The 12,477-nt window shown below is 59.8% G+C and carries 9 protein-coding genes; 2 read left to right on the forward strand and 7 right to left on the reverse strand.

The features are described from left to right. Positions 1 to 372 precede the first annotated feature (372 nt). Positions 373 to 1,185 (reverse strand): MinD/ParA family protein, encoded by an 813-nt coding sequence (locus tag RBR41_RS07380; RefSeq protein WP_320351939.1) that lies wholly within the window; start codon positions 1,183 to 1,185, stop codon positions 373 to 375. A 28-nt stretch (positions 1,186 to 1,213) separates the two neighbouring features. After that, on the reverse strand, positions 1,214 to 2,260 hold the full coding sequence (locus RBR41_RS07385) for a flagellar biosynthesis protein FlhF (RefSeq protein ID WP_320351940.1): 1,047 nt from the start codon (positions 2,258 to 2,260) through the stop codon (positions 1,214 to 1,216). Positions 2,261 to 2,632: 372 nt separating this feature from the next. Here RBR41_RS07385 and RBR41_RS07390 point away from each other — a divergent pair, with 372 nt between their 5' ends. Further along, positions 2,633 to 3,316, forward strand: coding sequence for a Crp/Fnr family transcriptional regulator (locus RBR41_RS07390; protein ID WP_320351941.1), 684 nt, complete (start codon positions 2,633 to 2,635; stop codon positions 3,314 to 3,316). A 305-nt stretch (positions 3,317 to 3,621) separates the two neighbouring features. Here the strand turns inward: RBR41_RS07390 and flhA are convergent, their stop codons facing one another. Continuing rightward, positions 3,622 to 5,721 carry a flagellar biosynthesis protein FlhA gene (gene flhA, locus RBR41_RS07395; RefSeq protein WP_320351942.1) on the reverse strand — a complete coding sequence of 700 codons (2,100 nt, stop codon included), beginning with the start codon at positions 5,719 to 5,721 and terminating at the stop codon, positions 3,622 to 3,624. A gap of 51 nt (positions 5,722 to 5,772) precedes the next feature. Further along, a complete protein-coding gene (gene flhB / locus RBR41_RS07400; RefSeq protein ID WP_320351943.1) occupies positions 5,773 to 6,852 on the reverse strand; it encodes a flagellar biosynthesis protein FlhB in 1,080 nt (359 codons plus the stop codon). 260 nt (positions 6,853 to 7,112) lie between these two features. Between flhB and RBR41_RS07405 the strand changes: the two genes are divergently transcribed. Beyond that, entirely contained in the window at positions 7,113 to 8,363 is a 1,251-nt protein-coding gene (locus RBR41_RS07405) for an MFS transporter (RefSeq protein ID WP_320351944.1), read from the forward strand. Positions 8,364 to 8,833: 470 nt separating this feature from the next. Here RBR41_RS07405 and RBR41_RS07410 read toward each other — a convergent pair whose 3' ends face one another. The 3 genes from RBR41_RS07410 to pheA all read right to left on the reverse strand — a co-directional run bounded on the left by RBR41_RS07410 (position 8,834) and on the right by pheA (position 12,476). After that, entirely contained in the window at positions 8,834 to 9,574 is a 741-nt protein-coding gene (locus RBR41_RS07410; RefSeq protein ID WP_320351989.1) for a prephenate dehydrogenase/arogenate dehydrogenase family protein, read from the reverse strand. 212 nt (positions 9,575 to 9,786) lie between these two features. Beyond that, positions 9,787 to 11,241: a 3-phosphoshikimate 1-carboxyvinyltransferase gene (locus tag RBR41_RS07415; RefSeq protein WP_320351945.1), complete on the reverse strand. Its 1,455-nt coding sequence runs from the start codon at positions 11,239 to 11,241 to the stop codon at positions 9,787 to 9,789. Then, complete coding sequence (gene pheA / locus RBR41_RS07420) at positions 11,238 to 12,476, reverse strand: prephenate dehydratase (protein WP_320351946.1); 1,239 nt, start codon at positions 12,474 to 12,476, stop codon at positions 11,238 to 11,240. Before pheA ends, RBR41_RS07415 begins: the two co-directional genes overlap by 4 nt. Position 12,477 lies beyond the last annotated feature (1 nt).

Raw genomic sequence — 12,477 nt, forward strand, 5'->3', positions numbered from 1 at the left:
CGCGCCCGCCAGGCTGGACAGGACGTGTTGATCCACGTCAGGGTTGATGGGGGGGCAGGCCGTCCGGCCCGCCAGCCTGCAGTCAGGGGCGGAATCCCGATCCGTTGCCTGTGGCAGCGCGGCGGCTGCGAGGGCAGGCCCTGGCCGGGAGGCGCAGTTCATTTGCTATCCGTTTGTGTCATTCTTCTGCGCTACACTTCTGCGCGATACTTCTGCGCTACACTTCTGCGCGATACTTCTGCGCTCTGCTTCTGCACGACACTTCTGCACGATACTTTTGCGCCATCCACAAGCACGGGTTTCTTTGCGCGGTCATGTGCCAGGGCGGCGTCTTCAGCTTTTGAGCAGGCAGTATCTCAAAGGCGCCATGCTCTAGCGGAACAGCAGCTTTTTCCAGAAGAACTTGATGTTGCCGTCAAGATTTTCCGGTACTTCCCATTGCGTGATGTTGTGCGCCAGATCCATGACAGCGCGTGCCGCCGGGCCTTGCGGTTCACTCACGCAGAAAGGCAGCTGCTGCACCACGGCCTTGCGCACGCCCGTATCACGCGGAATCACGCCCACAAGCTCCAGCGAAACGCCGCTCAAAAAGTGATCGCAGGCCTGATGCAGACGCACGAACATTTCCTTGGCGGTTTTCTGATCAGGGGCCATGTTCACGCACACCCTGAAGCGCTCCACGCCGTGATTGGTCTTGAGCACCTTGATAAGGGCGTAGGCGTCTGTCAGCGATGTGGGTTCCGGGGTGAGCACCACCAGGCGTTCCTGGGCGGCCATGTTGAAATACAGCACATTGTCGCTGATGCCTGCGCCGGTATCCACTATGAGATAATCAAGATCATCCTCAAGTTCGTCCACGGCGTCCAGCAGTTCCAGTTTCTGCCCGGTGGAAAGGGTGAGCATTTCGCTCATGCCGGAAGAAGCGGGCAAAATGGAGAAGCCGTAGGGTGTGGGAAAGAGAATGTCCCCCACGCTGGCCCCTTCATGAAACAGATGGAAAATGTTTTTCTGCGGGGTCAGGCCAAGAACAACGTCAACATTGGCAAGGCCCAGGTCGGCATCAATGAGCACCACTTGTTTGCCCAGTTGCGCAAGGCATATGGCCAGATTGACCGAAATATTGGTCTTGCCCACGCCGCCCTTGCCGGAAGTGACGGAAAATACCAGAGGAAAAGTGCCGCTCATCAGTGTGCTCCGCATCGTTATGGCCGGGCTAGGCCGCCTGGCCGGGAAGTTGCCTTTTAAAAATCAGTCGCCAGACCAGCGGTTCGGTGGCTGGAGAAAGGCTTTCTTTGAGTTCTGCGCCGTATGAGAGTGCCGATACGGGCAAACCTGCGGCCCACGCAACGTTGACTATACTACCAAAGCTCACAGCTTCGTCCAGCTTTGTCCATACCAGCGACCCCGGCCCGTCGCTCTTGTAGCGTTTCAAAAAAGCCTGGGTCTGCATGGCGTCGCAGTATGGAGAAAGTGTCAAATGGGTGGCGGCCGCAACATCGGCCAGGCCCATTTCTTCCCGCCACTGGGCGAGAGTGGTGGACCGATCAAGCCCCGGCACATCCACAAAAACCAGATCCGCTTCGGCGGTGGCGCGCAGGGCGGCTTCCATTCCGGCCTTGTCGGGTGCTTCGAGATAGCTGAAATTGGAAAGTTCGGCCCAGTGGCGCAGGATGAGCCGTCCGCTGCCGCGCAGGCAATCCGCGTTGATAAAGGCAATGCGCGCTTCTGGGCGGGCCTTGCGCCAATGCAGGGCAAAGCGCAGGGCCGAGGTGGTTTTGCCAAAGCCAAAGGGCCCTGCCATAAGGTGCAGGCGTTGATCCCAGCCTGCCGGGCCCCAGCCTTTGACAGGAACCATGCCGCACAGGCATTCCAGAACGGAGGCTCCGGGCTGGGATATGAGGCGCTGATAGAGATCCACGGCCACAGCGTCAGAAATGCCTTCGCGCTGCAAATACTCGAGGGCGATACGCTGACGGGGCGTAAGACGCTCAAGCTGAATGGCGGGCTTCATGAGAGCAAAAATCTGGTTTTTGATCTGCTGCCATTCCTTGTGCCATTCCCCCCATGCACCGGGAACTACGCCAGCAGGCGCGGTATTGTCTGCCTGGGGGCGCTCCATGCCTGCCGTGATCTCGTGACAGACAGCACCGTTTTTGCGGTAGGTGCGGTTGCCCAGGATTACGGCGTCGGGCCCCATTTCAGCCTTGATTCTTGCCAGAATCTCCTGCGATGTGGCGCCAGTGAACGTCTTTACCTGCATGGCCATTCCTTTGACTGACGGCGGTTGGGCCGCCCGTTATTGCCTTTTTACGCCGTTTGTTTGACGGCTCTCTGGATAAATGCAAATTAGGGGCCAACCTGACTGCCGCCTTGTGCCGTTTTTTCGGCTGCTTGCAGCAAGAATTTCATGGTTGCGCCCTATGGCTAGGCAAAGCACGTGTTTTGGGATATAGTTTAGCTGCCTCAAGGGCAAGTCAGGGTATTCCTGTCCCTGTGTGGCCATCGCACAGGCCTTCCAAATCGAGCCGGCTCCCGGCCCTGTCTCTGCGCCAGTCCATATGTCTGACACTCTCCCAGAGCCATTAGGCGGCCGCGCCTTTCCTATTCCATTTCTTCCTCCCGGGGAAATCTCATGTCTTTTGCCGAATTGGTAAACCAAAATGAATGCTGGAAGAATGTTTCCAGCGAGGAACCTCGACTGTACCCCAAGGGCAGTACCTTCCCAGACGACTATATGTATGTTCTTGTCAGCGGCAGGCTGCGCCTGACGGCGCTCTCCGCCAATGGCGGAGAAAAGATCATATGGTATCTTGGCGAGGGGTGCTGCTTTAATGAAAAAATTCTGTTTTTCAGTGGGCACGACAATGTGCCATTGTCGTTGAATACTGCCGACTTTCAGTACGAAGCTGTGGAAAACTGCTATGTGCAGCGGTTTTCCATGGATGAGTTGCAGCGTATTGGCAAGGCGCGACCCGACCTTTTGCTCAATCTTTGCCAGAGCTACAGCGTCAAGGTGGCGCTTCTGGCGCAGCAGGTGGTTTCATTGAGCGTTGAGTCGCACCTTACGCGAGTGTGCAAATTTCTGGCAGAGCGGATCATACCCGGCTCCAATCCCTTGCGAGCCAAACGTGATATGCCGCTTTTTGAAATGGCGGATTTGCTCGGCATGCACCGCATCACGCTGTACAAGGCCATGCGCGAGGCCCAGTCTCGCGGGCTGCTGAGTTTTGATAAAAACAGCGATGAGATAGTGATTCTTCAGCCGAAAACGTTTTTTTATGAAGCGCACGGCCACGTGCCGAACGTCAAATACTGACAAAAGATCCGAAAATACCGACAAAAGATCCGACCGTGTCCTTCTGCCGAAAAGCGCATTTTTCGGCAAAAGGACACATGTACCTATAAGGCATTTCATTGTGCAACATGCGCTGCTCCGGCGCGTACCTGCACAAGTGCATAGCGGTGCTGTCTTCGCGGCAGCCGTTACCCGCAGGGCTTGCGCCTCTGCGGCGGGCGTCTGCTCACGCAGCCGCCAGAGAAATTTCAAAGTGAAATTGCCCAAAAAAAGCTGAAAGCCTTGCAGGCTCTCAGCTTTTTGTTTGTCATAGTGCAAAGCGGTATTTATTCGGCCGCTACGCTGCCCACTGCCTGCAGGCGGATGTCCGGCGGAATTTCAGCCTGTGAAATCACGGCCACCGAGGGCAGAAAGCGGGTGACCAGCTGGGCCAGGTGCGGGCGTATGATGGGATTGACCAGCAGCACGGGCTGACCGTCGGTACTGACGGCATTTTCCACAGAGGCGCTGATGTTCTGCACAAGCCGCTGGGCCGCCGCCGGATTGAGCGAAAGAAAGGTCGCGCCCGTATCGGCCTGGCGCACGCCTTCCTGCACCATGCGCTCGGCATTGGGGGCCAGGGTGAGCACCGGCAGGGTGCCCTGGCTGTCCAGATAGGGCCGCACGATGGAGCGGGCCAGCTTTTCGCGTACATATTCAGCCAGTATTTCGGGGTTTTTGATGCCCGCGCCAAAGTCGCCCAGGGTTTCCACAATGGTGAGCATGTCGCGTATGCCCACATTTTCGCGCACCAGAAGTTGCAGCACCTTTTGCACCGTGCCAAGGGGCAGCACGTTGGGCACAAGGTCTTCCACGGCCTTGGGCGAATGCTTGGCCACGGTGTCCAGCAGGCCCTGCACGGCCTGACGGTCGAGAAAATCGGACAGATGGCGCTTGAACACTTCCGTCAGATGGGTGGCGATGACCGTGGCCGGGTCCACCACAGTGTAGCCGGCCAGCATGGCTTCTTCGCGCTGGCTGTCCGGTATCCAGAGGGCGGGCAGGTTAAAGGCCGGTTCGCGGGTTTCTATGCCGCTGATCTTGGTGGTCACGTTGCCGGGGTCCATGGCCAGAAAGTGGTCAACAAGGATTTCCGCCGAAGCCACCTGATTGCCCTTGATGAGCAGGGAATACTGGCCAGGCTTGAGTTGCAGGTTGTCACGCAGGTGCAGCGAGGGGATGACCACGCCCATGTCCAGGGCGAACTGTCGACGGATGGAGCGTATGCGCGCCAGCAGGTTGCCGCTCTGCTCCTCGTCCACCAGAGGAATGAGGCCGTAGCCCACTTCAAGCTCCAGCGTGTCCAGCGGCAGGAGGGCCTGCACTTCTTCGGGGGTGTCGGCTGTGCCGGAACCGGCCGCAGCCTTCTTTTCTTTCTTTTCTCTGGCCTGGTCGTCGGCTTCGTTTTTGTCCGTGAGGCGGGCCACCGTGAAAATAAGCGCGGAGATGACCAGAAAGGGCAGGGTGGGCAGGCCGGGAACAAGGGCAAAAAGCAGCAGCACGGCCGAGACCATCCTGAGCGCCCGGCTGTTGAAGGTGAGCTGCGCCAGAAATTCTTCGCCCATCTTGGCTTCGGAAGCGGCGCGCGACACCAGCAGGCCCGTGCCCGTGGACACGATGATGGAGGGAATGGTGGAAACCAGTCCGTCACCGATGGTCAGCAGGGAATAGGTGGTGAGGGCGGTGTTCCAGTCCATATCCTTCTGCACCATGCCAATGATGATGCCGCCGACGATATTGACCAGGGTAATGAACATGCCTGCGTTCACGTCCCCTGAAACGAATTTGCACGCACCGTCCATGGCGCCGTAAAAGTCGGCTTCCTTGCGCAGGCCGTTACGGCGGGCCGTGGCCTGTTCTTCGTCTATGAGTCCGGCGTTGAGGTCGGCCTCGATGGCCATCTGTTTGCCGGGCATGGCGTCCAGGGTAAAGCGCGCGGCCACTTCGGCGATGCGCGTGGTACCTGCCGTGATGACCACCTTGTTGAGAATGAACAGGATCATGAATATGACCGCGCCCACAACGTAGCTGCCGCCCACGACGAACTCGCCGAACGCGCGGATGACCGAGCCTGCCGCGTCCACGCCCATGTCGCCGTTGAGCAGGATAAGACGGGTGGCGGCCACGTTGAGCGACAGCCGCAGCAATGTCGTCACCAGCAGCAGGGAAGGAAAGATGGTGAACTCCAGCGGGGAGGTCATGAACATGGTGGTGATGAGCACCAGCAGGGCTATGGAGATGCTCACGCAGAGCATGATGTCCAGAAAGAAGGTGGGCAGGGGCACCAGCATGACAAAAAGGATGATGACCACGCCAGCGGCCAGCATGATTTCGCCATGCTTGGAAAACCTGCTGTAATCCATCTTCGGTAAGCTTGCAGCAGCCATTTTTCTGACACCTCGCTTCTGCGCCGCAACACTTTGCGCGCGCCGGAAAAACTATGAATTATGCACTCTTGGCCTGAGCTTCCAGATGGCGGCCAATACGGTGGCCACAGCTTTGTACAGCTCTTCGGGGATCATGTCGCCCACCTCGGCTGATTTATACAAAGCCCGTGCCAGAGGCACATTCTCGCGGATGGGCACCTTGTTTTCGCGGGCGACCTGCTTGATTTTTTCAGCCAGGTGATCCGCGCCCATGGCCACAACCACCGGGGCCGGGGCCTCTGCGGTGTTGTAGCGCAGGGCCACGGCTATATGCGTGGGGTTGGTGATGACAACGTCGGCCTTGGGCACGTCCTGCAACATGCGTCTGCTCATGGCCTCCATCATCTTTTTGCGCTGCTGGCTCTTGACCTTGGGGTCGCCGTCCGCCTGCTTCTGTTCGTCCTTTACCTCGTCCTTGGTCATCTTCATGTTTTCTTTGTAGGCGTAGCGCGACTGCCACACGTCAAAAGCGGCAATGATAAGGATGGGGATAAGGGCATAGCTGGCCAGCTTGAAGGCCATCTTCAGCATGTATATGGCCACGCCTTCGGTGGTGGAATAATACATGGGAAGGAAGTTTTCGTATTCCTTGTAGATGATCCAGGCGGGAATGACGGACAGGATAATGGAAAACATCAGGCTTTTTATGGTGCGCAATATCGTTTGGGGCGAAAACAGCATCTGTTTGATGCCCTTGAAGATATTGAAGCGCTGCATCTTGGGCTTGAACACCTTGGTGGTCCACAGCTTGCCCACCTGAAGGCGTTGGGCCAGCATGCTCAGAAAGGCCAGCGTGAGCAGCACGGGCATGGTGATTTTGCACACCTCCACCATGAGGTCCAGCGTCAGGCTGTAGACATTTTCGGGGTTGGGGTCGAACTCCCAGGCGTGGCTCAAAAAATGGCGGAAGATGTTTTTTATTTCTTCACTCATGGGGCCTATCCATGCATAAAGAATGGACATGCCGCCAAGCAGGCTCACAGCCTTGCCAAGTTCCTGCGATTTGGGAACATTGCCCTCGGCGCGCTGTTTGCTGACGCGCTTTGGGGTGGCTTTTTCTGTTTTGCTGGGGTCTTTCTGCGTGCCGAACATGCCGTATCCGCCGTCGTTTTATTGGCGCGGTTCCGGGCAGGGGCCGCGCCACATGCACTGAGCAAAAAGCGTGCCCGGTGCGCTGGCCAGGCACTTTCGCGGGCACTTTCGCCGGGCACTTTCGCCGTGCAGCGCGTCGGGCCGCAATCCACAGGCTTGAGGGTGGGGCGCAAGGGGTGTATGTGCAAAAAGATACATGTGCGTCACAACGGCGCACGTCAAAAGCGAAACCTGCATGGTTGCCATGTTCTGGCCAGCCCATGCCGCATATTGAGGAAGCCATGTTTTACGGGTGGAAAATCAGTCTGCTGTCCATGGGCGGCAACTTCATGCTGCAGGGCAGCGTGCTCTACTGCATGAACGCCTTTATGGAGCCACTGTGCGAGGCCTATGGCTGGACGCGCGCTGAACTCAACGTCAGTATGGCTGTGGCCGCCCTTGTGGGGCAGTTGGCCATGCCGGTGGCGGCTTCGCTTTCCGCACGGTTTTCATTGCGCCGCCTGATGGCTTCGGGGGCGCTTGTGGGCGGTGTTGCCACCATTTTTCAGGGTATGACGGGCAATATGGCGCTCTTTACCCTGCTGTTCACCATTGCCTGGAGCGCCACCCAGATCTGCGGCGGCGTGGTGGGCAATGCCCTGGTGAGTAACTGGTTCTATTATTTTCGCGGCCGGGCTTTTGGCGTCGCCAACGCGGGCACATCGCTGTCGGGCGTTGTTCTGCCTCTGGCGTCCATGGTGCTGATCAACCATTTTGACGTGAGTACGGCCTATCTTGTGCTCGGCCTGCTGACCTGCGCCCTGGCTCCCCTGTCCTGGGCGCTGGTGCGCGATACGCCGCAGGCCATGCACATGCACCCGGACGGCAGAAGGCATGACCCCCCGATGAGCCGCAAGCAGTGCGCGCCGGACACATCCTTCACCGGGCTTTTGCATTCGCCCCGCGCCTTCTGCCTGGGCATGACCTTTGGTCTGGCGCTCATGGTCAGTTCTTCGGTCATGAGCCAGATGAAGCCCCGCTTTGTGGACCTGGGCATTGCGCCCTATCCGGCCATGTTGCTGGCCTGCTCCGCCGCGCTGTGCGCGGCCCTTGGCAAGTATGTGTGGGGCTGGGCCTGCGACCGCTTCACGCCCCTGACCGCCGTTCACGGCATCATGCTGGCCTGCGCCGCAAGTCTGTGTCTGGGCTTTTTGCCGCCCAATGTGTGGACAATGACCGTCTTCAGCCTCAGCTTCGGCCTGTGCGTAGGCGGATTGTGGACAGTGCTGCCCGCCGTGGTTTCCTACTATTACGGCAGCGACAATTTTTTGCCCTCGTACAAGTTCGTGTCCATCTTCATCATGCTGCGCTGCCTGGGATATCCCATCATGGGATATTCCTATGAAATCACTGGCAGCTACGGAGCTGCGGACGTTGTTTTTGTGGGTTTGCTGCTGCTTTCGCTGGGATTGAGCCTGTACCTGCGTGAAGGCGACGCCGTGGAGGGCGCTGTGCGTCGGCGCAGGATTTAGGGAGCCGCTGATGTATTCCGTTTGGCGGCTTTGCTTCACTTTTTTTGAAACAGTCGAGAGCATTTTAACTTTGAAAAAGTGTAAATGCTCTAACGTTGCACGAGAGTGCAGCGCGCCACAACGTGGCGTGGATTCAGCCGCAAATCGCATTTTCAGCTGAATGAAAACTTTGAAATGTGAAACATTTCAAAGTTGATCTGCTCTAGGACAGAAGAGTCCACTCCTGCTTCAAAAAAGCTCGCGCCTTGCCAAACGAAACAACTGCGCGTTTCCAGGAGGCTCCTTAATAAGTGCTTCTTTAGAGCTAGTTCACGAGCGATGCTGTCGCCAACCGTAAGACTTCTTCGTCGCCTAAGGGCTGCCGCTTGAAATTGCTCTGGCGGGAGGCGTAAGCGCAGCTTCAGCCCTTACATCCGGTCTTTGTGACTGCCCGTATTTGGGGCCGCATTTTGGAGCACATTTGGGGCTTCTTACGCGGCCCCGTTTTCACCCTCGCTCTCGTCCTCCGGCCACCACCAGCCAGCCCGTTCACAGAGCAGATCTATGTCGCCAGCAGCGGCGAGGTTGAGCATCTGCCGATACTGACGCACGGCTTCGTGGCTGTGGGCGTTGGCTTCGAACAGCCCGGAAAAGAGGCGGGCGTCCTCCGTGAGCATCTTGCGGGCCGCGTGCTGCCTCCGTCGAAAGGACGGCGTGAGAAAGGGCAGTAAATCGTCCTGCCCGGCCAGCAGGGCAAAATAGGCCAGGCTGGTGATAAAGTTCATGTTCTGGATGCGGGCCATGGCCTTGTCGTGCTTTTCCGCCGAGGTTTGAAAGGTGCGGCAGCCAAGGTCGGCAAAAAAGCCTTCAACCAGGGCCAGGTGTTCCGGCCCCGCATGATGGCCCGGAGTGATGGCCACGGGCAGATCCGCGTCGGCTTCGGGGCTGGGGCCGAAAAGCGGGTGCGTCCCCACCACAGGCCCGTCCCAGAGGCGTTCCATCTGGCGCAGGGGCTGCTCCTTCACGGAGGTGATGTCGGCCAGCACCGCCGTGGGCGGCAAATGGGGGCAAACTGCGGCGGTCACATCTTCAAACACGGCGGCGGGCACACATATGATGGCCAGGGCCGCTCCGGCGCAGGCATGCGCCAGTTTTTCCGGCGTAAGGGGCACGTCCGCCCCGGCTATGTCCAGACCGGCGGCCTGGGCGCGCTGTATGAGCATGGCCCCCATGCGCCCCTGTGAGCCAATAACGACGGTCTTGCCCCGCGCGTGGGCGGGCGCAGTGTGGCGCGTCCCTGCCTGGCCAAGTTCGGTAGTCTGACCAGTATGGGCAGTCTGGTCGGTATGAGTGGTCTGCCTGCCCTGAGCGGTCTGGCCGTCCTGACATCCTGTCTGCGATTGTGCGCTCGCCCCTGTTTTCAGGGCCGAGCCAAAATGCCCTGTCATGCCAGCCGCCCCCAGATGTTCCAGAATTGCGGAAAAGACTTGCTGACCACAGAGGGGTCATCCAGTCGCGAGCGCACCGTGGCCTCGGGCAGGCACAGATCCAGCAGGGCCAGGGACATGGCGATGCGGTGGTCATTGTGGGCCGAGAGGCTTTGCCCTTCGGGCAGTACGGGGTGATTGGGCTTGCCGTTGTTGCGGCCGCCCAGGCCGTTGATCAGCATGCCGTCCGAAAGCTCGTCCACAATGACGCCGGTTTTGGCCAGTTCCGTGGCAGGGGCCTTGATGCGGTCAGATTCCTTGTGGCGCAAATGGGCCACATTGCGGATGCGCGTGGAACCCTGGGCAAAGGCCGCCAGCATGGCCACCGTGGGCACAAGGTCGGGGCAGTGCCCCATATCCAGTTCCACGCCGTGCAGGCGGGAGGGGTACACCGTGACGGCCTGCGGTTCAACGCTCGCCAGCGCGCCCATTTTCTGCAGGATTTCCAGCATGGCGCGGTCGCCCTGAAGGGAATCGGCCCGCAGCCCTTCCACGCGCACAGGGCGGCGGCCCAGGGCTCCGGCGGCCAGCAGGTAGGACGCGCCGGACCAGTCGCCCTCCACCGTGTATTCGCCCGCCTGGTAGCGGCCGGGATGCACGGTGACGCGCAAACAGCCTGGCCTGGCCTCGGCAAGCTGACGCCATGCGCCGTGGGGCAGGGTCTGCCACGCGTCTGCGGCATCGGGGCGGGTCTGCACTTCAAATCTGATGCCGTAATCCGTCAGGCATTGCAGGGTCAGGCCCACATAGGGCCAGGACACGGCCTTGCTCCCGCCGAGCGACAGGGTCAGGGGCGACGGCCCCATGGGTGCGGCCAGCAGCAGGCCTGAAAAATACTGGCTTGAAATATCCATGCCCAGTTCCACTATGCCGCCGCAGCGCGCCGGATCGAGACCGTCGGCGGTGATCACGCAGGGGGGGCAGTCGGGCTTTTCTTCAAAAACGGTTTTGGCACCCAGGGTCGCCAGGGCATTGGTCAGTTCGGCAATGGGCCGCTCGTGCATGCGGCCTGCGCCGTGGATGCGGAACACCCCGTGCCCGGCGGCCAGTACGGCCGTCAGCAGGCGACAGGTAGTGCCGGATTCCTCCACGTCACAGGAAAGAGGCGCTGCGGTTGTGCCGCCCGAAGGCCTGCCGTCCATGCCCGTGACGCGCCAGGCCCCGGAGGAGGGCGTGCTTTCGGGCAGTTCTTCCATCTTCGCGCCAGCGGCGCAAAGGATGGCGCGGGTGCGTTCCAGGTCGCGGCTTTCAAGCGTGTGGCGCACAATGGACGTGCCGTGAGCCAGGGCCGCACCCATGAGGTAGCGGTGCGAAACCGACTTTGAGGCAGGCGCGGTGACCGCCACTGTTTCCGCCGTGTTCGTGACATCCGCCTTGCTGGCGGCGGTCACGCTATCCTTGGTCTGGTTCATGATTCTTGCTGCTCCGATTCTTCCGTATGAAGGTCAAGGCGGTCCAGTTGCGGGCCCATGGGGTAGCTGCCCAGAATGCGAAAGCTGGTGCAGGCTTCGTGCAGTTTTGTCAGCAGGTTGGTATAGCGTGGGTCTTCCAGATCGCTTTCCACATCGGCGAAGAACACGTACTTCCAGCACTGGCCGCGCAGGGGGCGCGATTCCAGCTTGCGCATATTGATGTCATTCCTGGCCAGCAGGTCCAGCACGTGCGAAAGCGCCCCTGCCTTGTCCGGCAGGGTGAAGAGCAGCGAGGTCTTGTCCGCTCCGGTGTGGCCGGGCTGCGGGTTCTGCGTCTTGTTGCCGCCCTGTCCGCCGCTGACCTTGGGGCCGATGATGACAAAGCGCGTCCAGTTGCCGGGCTCGTCCTCAATGCGGCTGGCAAGAATGCCAAGGCCCATGAGGTCGGCCAGCTTGCCGTGCCCTATGGCGGCGGTGTGCCCCTGATCCGGCTGCGCGGCCCGCTGTGCGGCTGCGGCGGTGGATTCCACCGGCACCAGCCCCGCATTGGGCAGATGGGCGCGCAGCCAGCCGCCACACTGGGCCAGGGGCTGCGGGTGCGAATACACCGTGCGCACGGCGGCCAGGGATGGCGCATTGCTCAACAGGCAATGGGATATGCGCGAAAAAAGTTCGGCCTGAATAAAGACATCGTGCTTGAGAAAAAGATCAAAGCTGACGCCCACAGTGCCCTGCAGGGAGTTTTCAAGCGGAACGACGCCAAGCTCGCAATTGCCCGAAGACACTTCCTCAAAGACCTGCGTCAAATCGTTGCAGGGATGGAACGTGGCCGCGTGGCCCAGATACTCCACACCGGCAAAATAGGAAAATGTGCCTTCCGGGCCAAGATAGGCGACGTTTTGCGGCCGTTGCAGGGCGCGTGAGGAAGAAAAAATCTCGCGCCAGATGGCCCGCAGATGGTCTTCTGGCAAGGGGCCGGGGTTGCGGGCTGCCAGACTGTCCAGCACTTCCTTTTCACGCACGGGCTTGAAGATGATGCCCGGCACGTCGGCCTTGATGTGCCCCACCTCGCGGCTCAGGGCCGCGCGGCGGTTGAAAAGGGACAGCAGATTCTGATCCACCGCGTCTATTTCAGTGCGGATGGCCGAAAGGCGATCCTCGGCATTGCCGGGCTGCTCTTGGCCCCCCGCATTGTGCCGGGCGGCATCGGGCCAGTGGCTGTTGCTGCCGTCCATG

Origin of the sequence: Desulfovibrio sp., assembly GCF_034006445.1 — a bacterium.
Taxonomy (GTDB): domain Bacteria; phylum Desulfobacterota; class Desulfovibrionia; order Desulfovibrionales; family Desulfovibrionaceae; genus Desulfovibrio.

Bases quoted from the DNA above. Each gene is read 5' to 3' on its own strand.
- RBR41_RS07380 (WP_320351939.1), bottom strand. From the start codon at position 1,185: ATGAGCGGCACTTTTCCTCTGGTATTTTCCGTCACTTCCGGCAAGGGC.
- RBR41_RS07385 (WP_320351940.1), bottom strand. From the start codon at position 2,260: ATGCAGGTAAAGACGTTCACTGGCGCCACATCGCAGGAGATTCTGGCA.
- RBR41_RS07390 (WP_320351941.1), top strand. From the start codon at position 2,633: ATGTCTTTTGCCGAATTGGTAAACCAAAATGAATGCTGGAAGAATGTT.
- flhA (WP_320351942.1), bottom strand. From the start codon at position 5,721: ATGGCTGCTGCAAGCTTACCGAAGATGGATTACAGCAGGTTTTCCAAG.
- flhB (WP_320351943.1), bottom strand. From the start codon at position 6,852: ATGTTCGGCACGCAGAAAGACCCCAGCAAAACAGAAAAAGCCACCCCA.
- RBR41_RS07405 (WP_320351944.1), top strand. From the start codon at position 7,113: ATGCCGCATATTGAGGAAGCCATGTTTTACGGGTGGAAAATCAGTCTG.
- RBR41_RS07410 (WP_320351989.1), bottom strand. From the start codon at position 9,574: ATGGGGGCCATGCTCATACAGCGCGCCCAGGCCGCCGGTCTGGACATA.
- RBR41_RS07415 (WP_320351945.1), bottom strand. From the start codon at position 11,241: ATGAACCAGACCAAGGATAGCGTGACCGCCGCCAGCAAGGCGGATGTC.
- pheA (WP_320351946.1), bottom strand. From the start codon at position 12,476: ATGGACGGCAGCAACAGCCACTGGCCCGATGCCGCCCGGCACAATGCG.